General features: G+C 60.0%; 14 protein-coding genes, 1 tRNA gene and 1 pseudogene. 12 read left to right on the top strand and 4 right to left on the bottom strand.

Annotation, left to right across the window (positions count from 1 at the left end; translation table 11 throughout):
• Positions 1-9: 9 nt before the first annotated feature.
• On the top strand, positions 10-2487 hold the full coding sequence (locus ACZ1HA_RS09700) for an ATP-binding protein (protein WP_472713695.1): 2478 nt from the start codon (positions 10-12) through the stop codon (positions 2485-2487).
• On the opposite strand, the gene ACZ1HA_RS09695 is transcribed toward ACZ1HA_RS09700, so the two are convergent.
• Positions 2484-3713 carry a polysaccharide biosynthesis/export family protein gene (locus tag ACZ1HA_RS09695; RefSeq protein ID WP_472713694.1) on the bottom strand — a complete coding sequence of 410 codons (1230 nt, stop codon included), beginning with the start codon at positions 3711-3713 and terminating at the stop codon, positions 2484-2486. The genes ACZ1HA_RS09700 and ACZ1HA_RS09695 overlap by 4 nt on opposite strands.
• Before the next feature lie 196 nt (positions 3714-3909).
• Here ACZ1HA_RS09695 and ACZ1HA_RS09690 point away from each other — a divergent pair, with 196 nt between their 5' ends.
• From ACZ1HA_RS09690 to ACZ1HA_RS09675, 4 genes are read left to right on the top strand one after another with little or no spacing between them, the layout of a single operon-like run.
• Positions 3910-5148, top strand: coding sequence for an oligosaccharide flippase family protein (locus ACZ1HA_RS09690; RefSeq protein ID WP_472713693.1), 1239 nt, complete (start codon positions 3910-3912; stop codon positions 5146-5148).
• 1 nt (position 5149) lies between these two features.
• Entirely contained in the window at positions 5150-6070 is a 921-nt protein-coding gene (locus tag ACZ1HA_RS09685) for a glycosyltransferase family 2 protein (RefSeq protein ID WP_472713692.1), read from the top strand.
• Positions 6071-6085: 15 nt separating this feature from the next.
• Positions 6086-7090, top strand: coding sequence for a glycosyltransferase family 2 protein (locus ACZ1HA_RS09680; RefSeq protein WP_472713691.1), 1005 nt, complete (start codon positions 6086-6088; stop codon positions 7088-7090).
• Entirely contained in the window at positions 7087-8106 is a 1020-nt protein-coding gene (locus ACZ1HA_RS09675) for a glycosyltransferase family 4 protein (protein ID WP_472713690.1), read from the top strand. Before ACZ1HA_RS09680 ends, ACZ1HA_RS09675 begins: the two co-directional genes overlap by 4 nt.
• Before the next feature lie 139 nt (positions 8107-8245).
• Here ACZ1HA_RS09675 and ACZ1HA_RS09670 read toward each other — a convergent pair.
• Positions 8246-8321 (bottom strand) — tRNA-Thr (locus tag ACZ1HA_RS09670).
• Positions 8322-8511: 190 nt separating this feature from the next.
• Between ACZ1HA_RS09670 and ACZ1HA_RS09665 the strand changes: the two genes are divergently transcribed.
• Entirely contained in the window at positions 8512-9336 is an 825-nt protein-coding gene (locus ACZ1HA_RS09665) for a hypothetical protein (RefSeq protein WP_472713689.1), read from the top strand.
• A gap of 7 nt (positions 9337-9343) precedes the next feature.
• On the opposite strand, the gene ACZ1HA_RS09660 is transcribed toward ACZ1HA_RS09665, so the two are convergent.
• Both ACZ1HA_RS09660 and ACZ1HA_RS09655 read right to left on the bottom strand, forming a co-directional pair.
• Positions 9344-10447 (bottom strand): Gfo/Idh/MocA family protein, encoded by a 1104-nt coding sequence (locus tag ACZ1HA_RS09660; RefSeq protein WP_472713688.1) that lies wholly within the window; start codon positions 10445-10447, stop codon positions 9344-9346.
• Between the two features lie 12 nt (positions 10448-10459).
• The gene (locus ACZ1HA_RS09655) at positions 10460-11167 is read right to left on the bottom strand and encodes a GntR family transcriptional regulator (RefSeq protein ID WP_472713687.1); all 708 of its coding nucleotides are present in this window, start codon (positions 11165-11167) and stop codon (positions 10460-10462) included.
• A 98-nt stretch (positions 11168-11265) separates the two neighbouring features.
• On the opposite strand from ACZ1HA_RS09655, the pseudogene ACZ1HA_RS09650 reads away from it, so the two are divergent.
• The 6 genes and pseudogenes from ACZ1HA_RS09650 (at position 11266) to ACZ1HA_RS09625 (ending at position 16885) form a co-directional block, all read left to right on the top strand.
• A pseudogene (locus ACZ1HA_RS09650) lies at positions 11266-12421 on the top strand (LLM class flavin-dependent oxidoreductase).
• Positions 12422-12423: 2 nt separating this feature from the next.
• Positions 12424-13314, top strand: a complete 891-nt coding sequence (locus ACZ1HA_RS09645) for an aldo/keto reductase (RefSeq protein ID WP_472715313.1) — start codon at positions 12424-12426, stop codon at positions 13312-13314.
• Positions 13314-13838, top strand: a complete 525-nt coding sequence (locus ACZ1HA_RS09640; protein WP_472715312.1) for a flavin reductase family protein — start codon at positions 13314-13316, stop codon at positions 13836-13838. The genes ACZ1HA_RS09645 and ACZ1HA_RS09640 overlap by 1 nt, the downstream gene beginning before the upstream one ends.
• Before the next feature lie 77 nt (positions 13839-13915).
• Complete coding sequence (locus ACZ1HA_RS09635) at positions 13916-14506, top strand: TRAP transporter small permease (RefSeq protein ID WP_472713686.1); 591 nt, start codon at positions 13916-13918, stop codon at positions 14504-14506.
• Positions 14506-15795, top strand: coding sequence for a TRAP transporter large permease (locus tag ACZ1HA_RS09630; protein ID WP_472713685.1), 1290 nt, complete (start codon positions 14506-14508; stop codon positions 15793-15795). Before ACZ1HA_RS09635 ends, ACZ1HA_RS09630 begins: the two co-directional genes overlap by 1 nt.
• A 31-nt stretch (positions 15796-15826) precedes the next feature.
• Positions 15827-16885: a TRAP transporter substrate-binding protein gene (locus tag ACZ1HA_RS09625; protein WP_375230719.1), complete on the top strand. Its 1059-nt coding sequence runs from the start codon at positions 15827-15829 to the stop codon at positions 16883-16885.
• Positions 16886-16913: the final 28 nt, after the last annotated feature.

The following is a 16913-nucleotide window of genomic DNA, read 5'->3' as shown; positions in this document are numbered from 1 at the left end:
GTTCTGCTGATGACTGTCGTTCTCGGTCGGCAGGTTTTTGACGACCTGGAACAGCAAAGCTCCGCACGATCTGACAACGTCCAGTGGACGCTGACACAGGTCGAGGTCGAATACCTGTCCTTTCTCAACACAATAGAACACGCAGGTCACGAACCGGACGCCACCGACGCCGGCGGGCTGGCCGGGATACGCCGGGAATTCGATGTTTTCTACAGCCGTGTTTACACGCTTGAGAATGCGAGCCTGTTTGCGAACCTGCGTACGTCCGGCCGGTTTTCGGAACCGCTTGCCACACTATCGGCATTTCTGGACGAGACTGTGCCGTATATCGATGCGGATGATGCGACGCTGCTGCGGCAACTGGATGATATCCTTGAAAACGCCGAGGCCCTGAAAGCGGACGTGCGCTCTCTGTCCGTATCCGGCCTCAGGTACTTTGCCGAACTGTCGGACAAACGTCGCGCTGATACCGCCAGAACGCTGACGCAGCTGGCAGCCTTTTCCGGGTTGCTTTTGCTCGCGTTGCTGATGGCGGCTGTATATCTGCTGCTGGTCAACAGCCGGATACGCCGCAGCAGCGTTGCGCTGCGCGAAACAAATCACCGCATCACAACGGTGCTGGAAACGTCACTGGACGCCGTGATTGTTGCGGACATGTCCGGGACCATCGTTGCGTTTAACCCGGCTGCTGAAACCATTTTCGGCTACCCGGAGGATCAGGCCGTCGGGCGGTCCGTGGGGGATCTGATTGTGCCGCCGGATCTGCGGGAAGCGCATGAGGCCGGCATGGAACGCATGCAGCGGGGAGGAGACAAACACGTCGTAGGCCAGGGGCGCGTTCAGCTTCAGGCAATGCGTGCCAGTGGAGAGGTCTTTCCTGTGGAACTGGCGCTGGAATCGGCTCAGGACGGCGAGCAGGAAATCGTCATCAGCTTTATCCGGGATATTTCGCGGCAGGTTGCGGATGAGAAGGAGCTGATCGACGCCCGTGACAAGGCGCTTGCCGGCCAGAAAGCCAAAGAGGATTTCCTTACCGTCATGAGCCATGAAATCCGGACGCCGCTGAACGGTATGCTCGGGAACCTGAACCTTCTGGAAAACACACGCCTCTCAAAAAACCAGAAACAGTTTTTGCGGAACATGGCCATCTCCGGCGAAGTTATGCTGAACCATGTCAATTCGGTGCTGGATATATCCCGTTTCGAGGCCGGGAAGCTGAAACCCGCGGAAGAAACGCTCAATATCAGTGAACTGCTGCAGGATGTTGTCGACAGTCAGAGCAGCTATGCCGCACAGAACGGCAACGTGCTGCGCTGGACCTGGGTCGGCGACGCGCATCCCTGGGTCAGGGCAGATACGCAGCGGATGCGGCAGATCCTGCTCAACCTTGTGGGGAATGCCATCAAGTTCACGCAGAGCGGTCAGGTGACCATCGAGGCCGAAGTCACGGATGGTACCGACAAGCCGTGCGAAGATGTTTATGAGTTCAGGGTCATTGATACCGGTATCGGGATTGCCGAGGAAAACATTGATGCCGTCTTCGAAGATTTTCACACGCTGGACACGGCGCTGAACCGGACGTCCGGAGGCACCGGCCTTGGCCTCGGTATTGCGCGCCGTATGGTCAGTTCGATGAACGGAGAAATCGGCGTTGAAAGCGAGCCCGGTGAGGGCAGCGTTTTCTGGATCAGGCTGCCTCTGGAGGCGGCGGAACCCGAGGTTCTGTCGGAAACCCGCGAGGGCGCCGTGGACGACGAGGCTGCTTTGCAGCTGCTGGTCGTTGAAGACAACGAGATCAATCTGATGGTCATCCAGAAAATGCTGGAAAAGGACGGCCATGCCGTGACCGTAGCGCGGGATGGCCGGTCCGGTGTAGATCTGGCGGCGGCCAATACCTTTGATGCGGTGCTCATGGACATCAGCATGCCTGTCATGGATGGCCTGACCGCGACGCGCCACATCCGCGAAGGCGGCGGGCTCTCGGCGCAGGCCCCGATCATCGCTGTTTCCGCGAACGTTCTGCCGGATGCCGTCGAGCGGTTTCGCGCGGTCGGCATGAATGCGTTTGTGAGCAAGCCCATTGATATCGCCAGTCTTCGCAAGGCGCTGGGGGTTGCGACCGGTGCCGGTGCTCCTGGCTTCGGGCCGGGTGAGGAAGTCTCGCGGCTGCAGGAGCTGCGCACAGACCTCGGCGATGCTGCGTTTTTCCGTCTGTTGGGCACATTCATCAAAGAGACTGATGCACTGATGGAGCAGCTCCGCACTGCGGCCTGGCATCATGACGATCAGACTGAGCTGAAAATGGAATGTCACCGCATCGCGGGGAGTGCGCCGATTTTTGATGCGGACGAACTGCGCGGCGTTCTTATCGCGATCGAGACAGCCATCGACAAAGCAGAGCATGACGGGGTTGCTGTTCTTGTGCATCGTGCGAGAGGAGCGTGGGCAGCCGCCCGAAAACGGCTGCCCGATCCTGAGGGCTCTTAGTCCAGCAGCACAAGTCCGGTGCCCAGGATGGCCAGCGCCCGTCCGACTTCGGTGATGCTGGTGACGTTGCTGTCGTAGCAGGCAATCGCATCGCCCGGCAGAAGGTAGGGGTCAAAGTCGTCCCGGTTACCCCGGCGCAGCAGATCTTCGATGTCCCGTTCGATTACGGCCGACACACCGGTGATCGGATTGCGCGAGAACAGAACCGCTTTGCGGTTGGCATTGGTCGTCTTGGTGCCCCCGACGCAGTTGGCGTCCACCAGAGCCTGCATATAGCGCGTGCCATAGGGCATCTCGCGTACATCGCGCCCGATCGCAGATCCTGCGTTGTTTGTCGCGGGTTTGGTCAGGTTCGATAGGAAGAGAGAAACACCCGGCGGGCTGATCGGGCCTGGGCGCATCAGGTCATCCTGAAAACAGTGCCGGCTTTTCACGACGATTTCGTCGCCTGTGAGCATCATAATATCGGTCGGGTCGGTGCCGTCAAAGATGCCCCGCAGATCCAACCGGTACGTGCGGCCGCCGCGATGCAGCTCAACAGCGGACAGGTCTGCGTCAGGCCGCACGCCGCCAGCCGCGCGCAGGGCTGCCGCGAGGTTGCGCCCTTCGGTGGATGAGCCGACTGCCCGCTGACGTGTGGTATCCAGCGCATCACCGGGTATACCGCCAACCTCGACAGCATGCGGTTCAAACACCGCGCCTTTGACACCCACAACAACCGAAGCGAAATCCTTGACCCGCACGGTCAGACGGGGAGGGCGGTTGTAGAACTCTGCGGCCACCAGCGCATTGCTCAGCCGGTTTTCAACCTCCTCAATGGACCGGCCCTGCGCCATCACCGCCTGCAGGTAGGGCAGCTTCAGACTGCCGTCGCGGGAAACCACCACGTCGCCGCTGAGCGCTTCGTCCCCGTCAATGGTGACCTGTACCAGATCGTTGCGGGACAGTTTTTCACCCAGCAGCGGCGCCAGCGATCCGGCGGACCATTTACCGATCTGCATGCGTTCAGCGCCGCCCGCCTCCGGCAGGCAGGACGCGCTGTTCATGGTGGGCGACTGCAGAAAGGACATTTCGTTCCGGCTGACCGCAATGTCGCGGTATTGGGACTGGTACCCACCACCCCGTTCTACCGGTTCCAGATTGTCCGGTTTTTTCATGCTGGTGCAGGCCGTCAGCGCGATGCCCGCTGCCGCGCAAACAAGTGTTTTTCTGATAAAATACGCCATGATTACTCCATTCATAAATCTTGGGGCATGACTACAGGGACGCGGCAAAACGCATAAGACTGGCATCGGGATGGTTAGGCATCCTTTCGGATAGGTCTGCGATCAAACGGCCCCGGACCCTCTCCGGGAGGGAGCGGGACAGGCCGCTGCTGCTCCCTGTAAGACCGTGGCAACCGAATTCAGACGGATTGCTGACGTGAGAGTAACGGATTTTACAAAGAACAACGGTTTTGCCGCCCAGATGCTGTCCTATGCCGTGAGTGAAGCGGCGGGAAAGGTGTCCCGGCTGCTCGTGGTTGTTGTTGTGGCGCGTACACTTGACGCGGGCGCCATCGGGATCGCTGCTGCGGCGCTGGCCACAGGCGACATCCTTAAGGCTCTGACCGAAAATGGTGTCGGGCAGCGGATCATTGCAGCCCCGGACAACGAACTGGAAGAGACCTGCAACACGGCGCGGCGCATTTTCCGGGCCTGGTGTTTCGGCCTCTTTTCCCTGCAGGCCCTGATCGCACTGGTCCTTTTCGCGGGCGGTTACACAACAACCTCCTGTCTGCTGGGCATCCTGTCGCTGGAATATCTGTTCATGCCCGGCGGACTGGTACAGGCAGCGCTGGCAATGCGGGAAGGCAAGCTGCATCAGACGGCCGCGATTGCAGGTGCCCAGGTGACAGGAGCCAATCTGATGACGGCGTGCCTCGCACTCCTCTGGCCGTCGCCCGCTGCAATGGTCCTGCCGCGGGTGCTTGCCGCGCCAATCTGGCTCATCCTTATGCGCCGCCTGCGCCCATGGCAGGCCCGGCCGGAAAAAGGCTGCGCGCCCCTGCGGCCCTTCTGGTCCTATGGTTGGGCTGTGCTTGGCACCGAACTGGTCAAGGTCGGGCGGATGCAGGCGGATAAACTGGTGGTCGGAGCGTTGCTCGGGGCAGAGGCGCTGGGTTTCTACTTTATGGCCTTCAATGCCGGTCTGGGGCTCGCCACATCATTCACGCAGGCCTTTTCTGTTGTCCTTTTCCCGCATCTTTGCGCCGCGCAGGACCGGCTGGGCGCGCTGAGGCACGGTCTGGGTCACTGCATCCTGCTGGTCGCTCCACTGGTTGTTCTGCAGGCGGCGCTTGCTCCAGTATATGTTCCCCTGCTTCTGGGGGCTGACTGGCAGTCTGCGGCACCTGTGGTGTCCGTCCTGTGTCTTGCTGCATTGCCCACAGTTGTCTGGTCGGCAACTGCCGGATGGCTGCGTGCCGAAAACCGGCCGGTACAGGAATTGCTTGTAAGCGGTGCGCTGGCTGTCTGCCTCACCGTGAATGTTGCGATCCTCGCGCCATTCGGTCTGATGGCCGTCGCTCAGGGGTATCTGGCCGTTTCCACCACCATCATGCTCGGCGCCAGCCTCTGGCTGCTTCCCCGCCAGACACTGATCCTGAAGAGGATTTCCTGATATGCCACGTTTTTCCGTCATTCTGCCATTTCACAACTCAGCCGAAACCCTGCCAGCCACACTGGCGAGCCTCAGTGCCCAGAGTTTCACCAATTGGGAAGCGATCTGTGTCGACGATGCATCGACAGATGAAAGCGCTGAGATCATTGCCCGGCACGCCGCAGCAGATTCCCGTTTCAGGCTGGTTCAAAACACCGGTGCCGGTCCCAGCGACGCCCGGAATTATGGCGCCTCGCTGGCGCGCGGGGACTACCTGTCCTTCTGCGATGCTGATGATCTCTGGACCCCGGACCGTCTGTCTGATCTCGACCGGACTTTTGCGGCGGGGGCGGCAGAGGCGCTTTACGGACGTATCGCGTTTTTCACCGATGCCCCCGCGCCAGGAGCCACGCAGTCTGCGGTGCGTGACCAGCCACTCACAGTTCTGGACCTGCTTGGGGAAAACCCGGTCTGCACCCTGTCCAACCTGACACTTCAGAAAGCTGCATTTCACAGTGCAGGAGGCTTTGACCGCCGCATGGTACATAACGAGGATCTGGAGTTTCTGATCAGGTTTGCAGGCCTGGGCTACCGCATCGATGCGGTGGACAGGCTTCATGTCTGGTACCGCACCAACCCGAGCGGGCTGTCCTCCAACCTTGATGCGATGCGGGCAGGGCGCGAGCAGGCGATTGCCTGTGCCCGCCGGTTCGGTTTCGAGCCGACGCCCGCGCAGAATGCCATCTATCTGCGCTATCTGGCCCGCCGCGCGCTCAGAGTGAGTGCCGGGCGCTTTGAGGCGCTTCAGTTCACACGCGCCGGCCTGTCCTGTGACGCATCAGCCTTTCTGCATCCTCTGCGGCGCGGCGGCATGACCACGCTGGCCGCCCTTGCGGCACCGGTTCTGCCCCGGTCGCTGCGCCAGACACTTTTTTCCAGCTGAGAGAAGGAATTTCCCATGCCTGTAGCCTCAATCATCGTACCTGCGTTTAATGCTGCTCAGACGCTCCCTGAAACAATGGCCTCGCTGCTCTCTCAGTCCTTCAGGGATTATGAGATCATCATCGTTAATGATGGGTCTGCAGACGACACACTGGACGTAGCAAACGCCTTTGCAACGGGCCCGCGCGTCCGGCTTGTTTCGCAATCCAATCGCGGCCTTGCCGGGGCACGCAACGCAGGTATTGCGGCAGCCCGTGGGAAATACATCGGGTTTTGTGATGCTGACGATCTGTGGATGCCTGAGAAGCTCGCAACACACGTGCGCCACCTCGACCGGTCACCTGATGTTGGTCTGAGCTATTCAGGATCGGAGCTGATCGACATCCGCTCGCGCCCTGCGGGGGTCTCGCAGAAACCAAAACTCAAAGGCGTTTCAATGGCGCATATTCTGCTGCGGAATCCGGTAGGGAATGGCTCTGCAGCCGTTGTGCGACGCGAAGCGCTGGAGGACATCGCCTGGCGTCCGGGATTTGAGAAAACCCATGACTGGGTGTTTGATGAAACATTCCGGCAATCGGAAGATATCGAATGCTGGATGCGCATGATGCTGACAACAGACTGGCAGTTTGAGGGGGTGCCTGGCCTGCTGACCAGGTACCGCATTGCGCCCGGAGGGCTTTCTGCGGCCACAGACAGACAACTGGCCTCCTGGGAACGGATGATCGCCAGGCTCAGGCCACGCAATCCGGCGTTTTTCGCACGCTACGAAAACGCGGCCCGCGCTTACCAGTTCAGGTATCTCGCACGGCGCGCCGTCAGTTCGTTCGATGGCGATACCGCATGGGACATGGCCCTTCAGTCGTGGAACTGCTCACGTCACCCGCTTGTTCATGAGCCTGCAAAAACGCTCACAACCCTTGGTGCCGCCGCGATCCTCAGGCTTGCAGGCCACAAACCTGTTGCCTGTGTTGCAAAGTTCCTCGCGGAACGTGCCCGTACCGGAGAAAGGACACTTCAATGACAACTCTTCGCATCGTTCATCTGGTCGACGATACCACACCCGGCGGCGTCATGCGGATGCTGGATCATCTGCTGACGCTGCCTGAACTGCACGGCCATGTACACCAGACCGTCCGGGTGGTCAGCAAGTCAACCCTTTCTCTGGGGCGGCAGAACGCTGATGTAATTGTGTCGCATCTTGCGCTCAGCTGGCGGACTTTGCCAGCCGTGATGAGCTTGCGGGCGCTCAACCCGGGCGCGCACCTGCTTCATACTGAACACAGTTACACGCGTGCTTTTACCGCGCTGAATGTACGGCACAAGGCAAGGTTTTACACCATGCTGCGCACGTCATATGCGCTGTTTGATGGTGTGATTTCCGTCAGCAGGGGCCAGGCAGACTGGCTGCTCCAGCGCGGTCTCGTGCGTAACGATGCGCTGAGCGTGCTGCGCCCCCAGGTCGATTTGTCGGAATTCGGAGCGCTTGAGGCTCCCGATCCTGGCGGTCGGGTGGTCGGTGCATTCGGGCGTCTTGAGCCGCAAAAGGGCTTTGACGTTCTGATCGAAGCGTTCCGTCTCGTGCGGGGTGACGATGTCCGGCTGGTCATTTTTGGAGAGGGCGGTGAAAGGCCTGTCCTTGAAAAGCTGGCGCAGGGCGATCCACGGATTTCTTTCAGGGGGCATTGCGGCGATCCGGCTACCGCCCTTGGCGAGACCCAAATCGTTGCGATGCCGTCACGGTGGGAGGCTTTTGGTATTGTCGCGCAGGAAGCTCAGGCCGCTAGGCGCCGCGTCCTTGCGTCCGACGTTGACGGGCTGGCGGACCAGGAAAGCCCGCTCATCCGGCTGGAGAAGACGCTTTCGCCGGAAGCCTGGGCCCACCGTCTGCAACTGTTGCTGGATGCAGAGCCTTCGGGCGCCGATACCGGCTCAGGCAGTTCCTTCACCGGGCACAGAGCAGAATACGCGGCCCAATGGTTGCGGCAGTTCCGGCCAGAACAACCGGCCACAGACATTTCTGCAGCAAAAGCAGCGTAAGCTGGTCTGACGGGTCGGGCAGACGGGATTCCGTTTCGTGTATAGCCACGCGGGATAGTTGGGTAAGCGCGACAAAGGCAGCACAGTACGAACGTCCGGGATGCGGTAACAGAATTCGATTGCTGTTGGAGGTTGGAAATGGTGCCCCCACACGGACTCGAACCGCGGACCTACTGATTACAAATCAGTTGCTCTACCAGCTGAGCTATAGGGGCACTGCGCGGTCGTTTAGTCAGTTTGTGGCTTTGGTGCAAGAGGGGAAATACGAGAAATTTCTCCGGTCGATAAGGTTTGAATGCGCGGCAGGGTCGGGTTAGCCTCGGAACACTGAAACTCTATGGATCCCGGACGCCAATGCACCTGGTTTTCCACACGGGCGCGCACTTCACCCAGGAAGACCGCGTCATGAAATGTCTCCTGCGCAACAAAGGCAGTCTGGTCCCTGACGGGGTTGCCGTGCCCGGACCCGGGCGCTACCGCAAACTGCTGACGGGCATGCTTGACGCGATGGAACAGGCACCTGCCGCACCTGATGCCCGGGGCCTCCTGCTGGACGCTATACTGGAAGGGGACAGAGCCGAGCGCATCCTGTTGTCTCATCCTCATATCTTCGGAGAGACCGCCACGGCGCTCTGTGACGGCATTCTTTATCCGAAAGCCGCAGCGCGTGTCGCAGCTCTGTCCGACATCTTCGCGCAGGATGAGCTGGAATTTCATATGGCGCTGCGCAATCCGGCGACGTTGCTGCCCGCACTATTTCATGCGGGACCGGGCGGGGACGCGGCCGATTTTACGGATGGCTATGATCCCCGCGTGATCCGGTGGTCAGATACACTGCTGCGCATGAAGGAAGCCGCGCGCGGGGCGGAGATTTTAGTTTGGTGTAACGAGGATGCTCCGATTATCTGGGGGCAGGTGATCCGTGAAATAGCCGGGCTGAATCACGGCGATGCTGTCACCGGCGCTTTTGATCTGTTCGAGGAAATCATGGAGCCGGAGGGTCAGCAACAGTTCCGCGACTACATCAGCACCCGTCCGGAACTGACCGAAATTCAGATGCGTCGTGTCATGGTCGTCTTTCTCGAAAAATTCGCGCGCGAGGACGAAATAGATGAGGTCATTGACATGCCCGGATGGCACGCAGACCTGATCGCCGATATGACCGCCGCCTATGAAGAGGACGTGTTCGAGATCGGGCGCATACCGGGCGTTACGCTGATAGCCCCCTGATCCCGGCTCAGACAGGGTCGATGGAAACGGCCTGGCCTGTCTCGGCTGATTTCTGGGCGGCCAGCCCCATGCGCACGGCCATCAGCCCGTCGGCAAAGGATACATCTGGCGCGTCGCGTTCTCCGCGCAGCAGTTCAAGAAAACCGCGGTGCTGATAGTAGGTGGACCCATTGTGATCGCCGGCAGCCAGCAACTCAGGGTCAACCGGAACCTCACGGATTTCAGGCCGTTTGGGATGGCGCGGGCTGACTTCCAGCAGCGGGGTGGGGGCCGGACCCAGATCCTCCGGCCAGAAGCGGCCTGGTCCGGGGACAAAGGCCTCGACGCGGCCTTCGGGGCCGACGGCTGAAATCTCTTCCTGATAGCGTGCGCCCTCTGCGAACATACACAGCTCCAGCATAGCGCGGGCGCCCGACGCAAAGTCAACAATCACATAGCCGTTGTCGATGATATCAGGCGTTTTCCCATCATAGGTTTCGTCGAGATGATTGACCGACTGCGCAGCACTCGCCATCACGCGCACCGGCTCCGATCCGGTCGCAAGGCGCATCAGGTCAAAGAAATGACAGCATTTTTCAACAAAGGTACCGCCGGTATTTGCGTTGAACCTGTTCCAGTCACCGACCTTTTCCAGAAACGGAAAGCGGTGCTCGCGGATGCTAAGCATATGGATGCCCCCGGTCACCTGTGGTGCCGCCAGCAACAGGGCGGAAATCGGCGGCATATAACGGTATTCCATCGCGACCCAGACCGGCGCGGGATAGTCCGCAACCACCTTCTGCAGGGGCGCGATGTCATCCGGGTCTGCCAGAAGCGGCTTCTCAACCAGCAGGGGCAGGGGGCGGATGGCTGCAATCTCGCTGATCTGTGCGGCGTGGCAGTGGTTCGGGCTGGCGATCACCAGACAGTCAGGTGTGTCCTGTGTCAGCAGTTCCGCAACTGATTCCGCGAACTGAACGCCGGGCGCCAGTTTCGCAGCCTCTTCGCGCATTCCGGCATCGGGCTCAAAAATCACACTGACTTCCGTATCCGGCAGCAGCGCGATGTTGCGGATGTGCTCCTGGCCCATCATGCCGCAGCCGATGATGCCGTAACGGGTGGGAGTGCTCATTTGGTCGTCTTCCTATCTCAGGCGCTGCACATAGCTGGCCCGCGTGGGGTCGAACCAGGTGCGTGAAAATTCGATGGCTCCCGGCCGGTCGGCCCAGGAGTAGCGTTCGATGTATCCGCAGGGCGCGCCTTTGCGCCCGAATCTCTCCGGTGTCCAGTCCGGAAGTGAGCCGATGGTGACTCTGTCTTCGGCGCGGGTGACCCAGAACCCCAGTCGCCTGAGGTAGGTCTGGTAGAGCGAATCGGAGAGCATGTCGCGGCTCAGTTCCCCCATGCCGGCGTCGAGCCAGATCTCCTCGACCGCAATTGCTGTATCATTGAGAAAACGTTCGCGCCGTATCCGGGTGGCGCGCGCGGACGTCCCGAAGTCCGGCAGGTCGGACGGTTTTTCAAGCGTCGTGACGTCCATAACGACTGCACGCGGCAGGCCACCGCCATCGAGCAGTTCAAGGCGGAACATCGCGTAGGTGCCGCCGGGCCCGCTTTTGCGCTGGATATAGTTGCCTGAGCCCTGAACCCGGCGCAGCAGACCCTTTTCTTCCATCACGCGCAGCGCTTTGCGCAGTGTGCCCACGGATGTGCGCAGATCGGCCGCCATCCTGCGTTCGGGCGGCAGGCGTTCGCCATCCATCAGCCGGCCCGTGTCAATGTCACGGATAAGCAGCTCAGCGAGCTGTACATATCGGGGCAGAGGCCCTGGATTTTCCGGCGCGGGGGGCATGGGTTTATGCGGCGACCATCAGAATTGATACACGATTGATCTACCATGAAACGGATGCTATGCAAGAAGAAACCGAAGGTCTTTTACAGGGAACACCAATGACGATTGTGCCGGTCACATCTGCCGATCTTGATGCCGCTGAGGTGTCATGGTTTTCAGCACTCTGCTCTGACGATTACCAGTTTCTGGGCGTGCCCGACGGCGATCTGCGCTCAAGCTGGGCGCATTGTTCGGACATCGTGAAAACGGCCGAAGCGCAGGGCTTCCGCAATATTCTGTGCCCGTCGTCCTATCAGGTCGGGCAGGATACGCTGAGTTTCGTGGCAGGCTGTGCGCCGATCACCGAAAAGATCAACCTGCTGGCCGCTGTGCGCTGTGGCGAGATGCAGCCCATCATGCTGGCGCGTACCATTGCGACACTGGATCATATGCTCAAAGGCCGTCTGACGGTGAATATCATCAGTTCGGATTTCCCGGGTCAGAAAGAGCCAAGCCCCTACCGGTATCAGCGTTCACGCGAGGTGGTCGAGATCCTCAAGCAGGCCTGGAGCCGCGATGAGATCAACCATTCGGGCGAGGTCTATAACTTCTCCGGCCTCACAACCGACCCGGTGCGCCCTTATCAGACAGGTGGCCCGCTGCTTTATTTCGGGGGGTACTCGCCGGATGCGCTCGACCTTTGTGCGGAGCACTGTGACGTCTATCTGATGTGGCCCGAGCCCAAAGATCAGCTGGCGGAGCGGATGACGGCCGTGAATGCGCGCGCTGCGGAAAAGGGGCGCACGCTGGATTATGGTCTGCGCGTGCACATGATTGTGCGGGATACCGAGGCCGAAGCCAAGGAATACGCCGACTACATCGTATCCAGGCTGGACGATGAATATGGGCGCAAAATCCGCGAACGCGCGCTGGATCTCGACGTCTCTGGGCGTCTCGCACCAATCCGCGAACCGCGATATCGCGGATGAGTTCGGATACATTGAGCCACATCTGTGGACAGGCGTCGGCCGGGCCCGCTCGGGCTGCGGTGCAGCTCTTGTCGGATCAGCCGATCAGGTGCTGAGCGAGATTGAAAACTACCAGAAAATGGGCATGCGCGCCTTTATCTTCTCTGGTTATCCGCACATCGAAGAGGCGGAGCACTTTGGCCGTCTGGTTATGCCGCATCTCAAAACATGCTCGTTGCCGGAAGCCTATGGCCGTGTGCCGGCAAGCGCACCGGATACACCGCTGGCCGCGGGAGAACGCCGATGAAAATGCCCCGTATAAAACTGTCCGACAGTCTCGACATGAGCCGTATCGTGTACGGTATGTGGCGGATCGCGGATGACAGCGACACCTCGCCCGCGCACGTGCGTGCCAAGATCGATGCCTGCCTGGAGCAGGGGATCACAACCATGGACCAGGCCGACATCTACGGCGGCTATGTGGCAGAAGAAGTGCTTGGTGCCTGCCTGAAGCAAAGTCCCGGTCTGCGAGATCAGCTCGAGATTGTAACCAAATGCGATATCGTCGCGCCGATTGGCAAATATTCGGACCGGCGTGTGAAATACTACGACACATCGGCGGCGCATATCACCGCATCGGTGGAAGCGTCGCTCGCGTATATGGGTATTGACCACATCGATCTGCTGCTCATCCACCGGCCTGATCCGATGATGGATGCGTCCGAGACAGGCGGCGCACTGGATGCGCTGATCGCCAGCGGCAAAATCCGGAATGCTGGTGTTTCGAATTTCCGGCCCTGGGACTGGGACCTGCTGCAGTCGGCAATGACCAACAAGCTGGTCACAAACCAGATCGAGCTGAGCCTCGGCGCGCGGGACAGCTACACAAATGGTGATCTTGCGCATCTGCAGATGCACGGCATTAAACCGATGGCGTGGTCGCCGCTGGGCGGCGGCAGCCTGATGACGGAAGCCGGCGATCTGGCGACGCGGATGGATGCGGTTGCGGCAGCGCAGGGCGTTGACCGTGCAGCCGTTGCGGTGGCCTGGCTGCTGGCCCACCCGGCGGGCATCCTGCCGGTCATGGGAACAAACACACTGTCGCGCATCGCCACATTCAGTGATGCGTTCAAAGTTGAAATGGACCGCCAGACCTGGTTTGAGCTTTATGAGGCGGCCAACGGATATGAGGTGCCATGATGGCTGACGGATCGCTTCAGATGACGCAGATGCAGCAGTTTGTGCCTGACGCAGCAACGGCGCGGGATCTGCGTAATGCTTTCGGGCGCTTTGCAACGGGCGTGACCGTGATCACGGCGATGACGGACGATGGCCCCATCGGCATGACCGTCAATTCCTTCTCCAGCGTCTCGCTTGATCCTGCCCTGATCCTGTGGTGTCCGGCCAAGTCATCCGGGCGCTATGAGCACTTCATCGGGGCAAAGCACTTTGCCATTCATGTCATGGGCGCAGAACACGCCCATATCGCGATGGGATTCGCAAAGTCCGGCACGGCGTTTGACGGTCTGGACGTTGCGGTGAACCGGCAGGGGGTGCCGCTTCTGGGTGATTGCCTGGCGCGGTTTGAATGCGAAACACAGGATATCCATGATGCGGGCGACCATTCGATCGTCGTTGCCCGGGTCCATGCGGCCGCGCTCCGGGAGGGGGACGCGCTGATTTTTTGCCAGGGAGGCTTCGGACAGTTTGACAAAGACGTCTGAAGACGCGCCAATGGTACCGCGGGGAAAACCCGCAATCTGATCCGGGGAAAACCCGGGCAACAGGGAGGAGGCGCCTTATGGGTGCACTGCTGGCGGTAATGACACCGCTCCGGCTGGTCAACGAGGCCGTTCTGGCGGTTGGCCGGGCTATTGGCATTGTCGCTGTCGCCGTCATGGTGGCGGCGATTCTGATCCAGGTGTTTTATCGTTACGCACTCAACAATGCGCTGCCCTGGCCCGATGAGGCCGCGCGGTTCTGCATGCTGTGGATGACAGGTCTGATGGCCCCCACCGCATTTCGCCGCGGTGGGTTTGTCTCGATTGATACGCTGGTCCGGCTGCTGCCCAAAGCGGTCGGTGCACTCTTGTCGCTCCTGTTGCTGTTCATGAGCCTGCTGGTGCTGATTGTCGCTGTGCAGATTGGCTGGTCCGAAGTGACCGGTTTCGCGGGGCGCTTTGCCACCGCGTCGCTCTACCTGCCCACCGACATGAGTTTCGAGAACTGGTTCCGCGTCCCCCGCAGCTGGATGATGGCGTCTTTGCTGGTTGGGGTGGTGCTGCTGATCTCCGTGAACGTCGAACTGATCCTGCGTGCGCTGGTGCGGATGCTGGGGGGCGGCGATCAGCTGCCTCCTGTGTCGCTTGAAGAACAGGTGGGAGCTGAATAATGCTGGTCTGGTTCCTCCCGCTCTTTCTCGTCTTACTGATGATCGGCCTGCCGGTTGTGTTCGGACTTCTCGCGGCGCCCGGCATCCTGCTGTATCTGAACGGCCAGGAAAAAGACATCACGCTGCTGTACCGCAATGTTTACAACGGGATGGACAGTTTTCCACTGATGGCGATCCCGTTCTTCATGCTCGCCGGAGAGCTGATGAACCGTGGTGGCATCACCATGCGTCTGGTGGAATTCAGCCAGGCGATGATGGGTCACTTCCGGGGTGGGCTGGCGCATGTGAACATCCTCAGCTCCATGCTTTTCGCCGGTCTGTCAGGTTCTGCGGTTGCCGATACCTCGGCGCTTGGTTCCATGTTGATCCCCGCGATGGAAAAACAGGGGTACACGCGCAAATTCGCCGCCGCGATCACCGCCGCAAGCTCGGTCATCGGTCCGATTATTCCGCCGTCGGGGATCATGATCATCTATGCCTATGTAATGGGCGAGAGTGTTGCGGCGCTGTTCCTGGCGGGCATTGTCCCCGGGATCATGGTCGGCCTTGGCCTGATGCTCATGGTCAAACTTCAGGCGGATAAGTACGACTTCCCGGTTGCTACCAAGAAACACAGCTGGGGTGAACGCGGGCAGGCGAGCCTCAAAGCCTTTTTCCCGCTTATGACGCCTGTCATTATCCTCGGCGGTATCCTCGCCGGTGTCTTCACACCGACCGAAGCGGCGGCAGTTGCGGTGGCCTACGCGCTCTTTATCGGCCTCTTTGTCATGCGGACCCTCAAACTCAGCGATCTGCCCGAGGTGCTGGGCCGCTCAGGCCTGACATCGGCGGTGGTGCTGCTGCTGGTCGGGGCTGCGATGGCGTTCAAAACGGTTGTCAGCCTGAGCCATGCGCCCGAGGCGATGGCCGAGTTTGTGCTGTCGCTGACATCCAACCCGCTGATCCTGCTGCTGCTGATCAACCTGCTGCTTTTTGTTGTGGGCATGTTCCTCGATGCAGGCCCGGCGATCATCATTCTGGGACCTATTCTGGGCCCGATTTTTGTTGAGCTGGGCGTGGATCCGATCCACTTTGCTATCATCATGAGCGTGAACCTGACCGTCGGTCTGGCAACACCACCGATGGGGCTGGTGCTTTTTGTGGCCTCATCTGTTTCCGGTGAACGGGTAGAGGCGATTTCCAAGGCAATTCTGCCTTTCCTGGCTGTTGAAATCGTTGTGATCTTCCTGATCACATATTTCGAGCCGCTTTCCATGACGATCCCGCGTCTGACGGGCTTCGCGAACTGAGCAAAATCAAAATCCAATGGGAGGATATTACATGATCAGAACAACCCTGAAATCGCTGACAGTAGCGGCCATGCTGGCCGGGTCGGCGATGACAGCTGCAGCCGCGGACTTCCAGATCCGTGCGACTGCAAACTCCAATGAGAACGACGAAGACTATGACGGTCTGGTGGTGTTCAAAAACTACGTCGAGGCAGCCTCCAACGGCGCCATCGAAGTTGAGCTTTTCATCGGAACGCAGCTTTGCGGCAACGGTGCTGAGTGTCTGCAGGGTGTCGCCGACGGCACCATCGACGTCTACGTGTCCACCTCCGGCGGTGCCTCGGGCATTTTCCCGTATGTGCAGGTTCTCGATCTGCCCTATCTGATGGCGGACGATCGCATTGCCGAGCACGTGCTGTCGGGTGATTTCACCCGCAAAATGCGTGAAATGGCGCTGGAAGACTCCGGTGGTGCAATCCGTCTGATGACCATCGGCAACACCGGTGGCTGGCGCAACTTTGCCAACACCAAGCGCCGCGTGGCGGAGCCAGCGGACATGGAAGGTCTGAAGATCCGTACTGTTGTGGCCGACCTGCCGCAGGAACTGGTCAAGGCGCTGGGAGCTGCTCCGACGCCGATCCCGTGGCCTGAGCTCTTCACCTCGTTCCAGACAGGCGTTGTTGAGGGATCCAAGAACGGCATCACCGACATCATGGGCATGAAATTCCCGGATGCGGGTCTGAAGTATGTCACCCTGGACGGCCATGCCTACATGGGTGCGCTGTGGTGGATGAACAACGAAAAGTTCGCCTCCATGCCCGAAGACATGCGCCGCGTCGTTGTGGATGGTTTCTACGCACTGCAGCAGGCAACATTCGCCAGCCCGAAGCGTAAATCTATCGCAGCTTACGAGCAGTTCGTGGCCGAAGGCGGTGACCTCTATGTGCCGACACCTGAGCAGAAGGCAGCCTTCAAAGAAGGCGCGGCACCGGTGTTTGACTGGTTCAAAGGCAACGTTGGACGCGGCGAAGAGATCTTTGACGCGCTGACCGCAGCTGTCGCAGAGGCGGAAGCCGACGTGAACGCAGCGCGCGACGCTGACCTGAACTGATAACGGTCGGGGCGGTCACGGGCCGCCT

The sequence above is a fragment of the Roseobacter sp. S87 genome (assembly GCF_055693285.1).
The sequence above is the reverse complement of the archived record's forward strand: the minus strand, read 5'-3'. Positions and strand labels throughout refer to the sequence as shown.

What these genes read in the sequence shown, in the direction of transcription:
- ACZ1HA_RS09700 (WP_472713695.1), top strand. Translation starts at nt 10, where the DNA reads ATGACTGTCGTTCTCGGTCGGCAGGTTTTTGACGACCTGGAACAGCAA.
- ACZ1HA_RS09695 (WP_472713694.1), bottom strand. Translation starts at nt 3,713, where the DNA reads ATGGCGTATTTTATCAGAAAAACACTTGTTTGCGCGGCAGCGGGCATC.
- ACZ1HA_RS09685 (WP_472713692.1), top strand. Translation starts at nt 5,150, where the DNA reads ATGCCACGTTTTTCCGTCATTCTGCCATTTCACAACTCAGCCGAAACC.
- ACZ1HA_RS09680 (WP_472713691.1), top strand. Translation starts at nt 6,086, where the DNA reads ATGCCTGTAGCCTCAATCATCGTACCTGCGTTTAATGCTGCTCAGACG.
- ACZ1HA_RS09675 (WP_472713690.1), top strand. Translation starts at nt 7,087, where the DNA reads ATGACAACTCTTCGCATCGTTCATCTGGTCGACGATACCACACCCGGC.
- ACZ1HA_RS09665 (WP_472713689.1), top strand. Translation starts at nt 8,512, where the DNA reads ATGAAATGTCTCCTGCGCAACAAAGGCAGTCTGGTCCCTGACGGGGTT.
- ACZ1HA_RS09660 (WP_472713688.1), bottom strand. Translation starts at nt 10,447, where the DNA reads ATGAGCACTCCCACCCGTTACGGCATCATCGGCTGCGGCATGATGGGC.
- ACZ1HA_RS09655 (WP_472713687.1), bottom strand. Translation starts at nt 11,167, where the DNA reads ATGCCCCCCGCGCCGGAAAATCCAGGGCCTCTGCCCCGATATGTACAG.
- ACZ1HA_RS09645 (WP_472715313.1), top strand. Translation starts at nt 12,424, where the DNA reads ATGCCCCGTATAAAACTGTCCGACAGTCTCGACATGAGCCGTATCGTG.
- ACZ1HA_RS09640 (WP_472715312.1), top strand. Translation starts at nt 13,314, where the DNA reads ATGGCTGACGGATCGCTTCAGATGACGCAGATGCAGCAGTTTGTGCCT.
- ACZ1HA_RS09635 (WP_472713686.1), top strand. Translation starts at nt 13,916, where the DNA reads ATGGGTGCACTGCTGGCGGTAATGACACCGCTCCGGCTGGTCAACGAG.
- ACZ1HA_RS09630 (WP_472713685.1), top strand. Translation starts at nt 14,506, where the DNA reads ATGCTGGTCTGGTTCCTCCCGCTCTTTCTCGTCTTACTGATGATCGGC.
- ACZ1HA_RS09625 (WP_375230719.1), top strand. Translation starts at nt 15,827, where the DNA reads ATGATCAGAACAACCCTGAAATCGCTGACAGTAGCGGCCATGCTGGCC.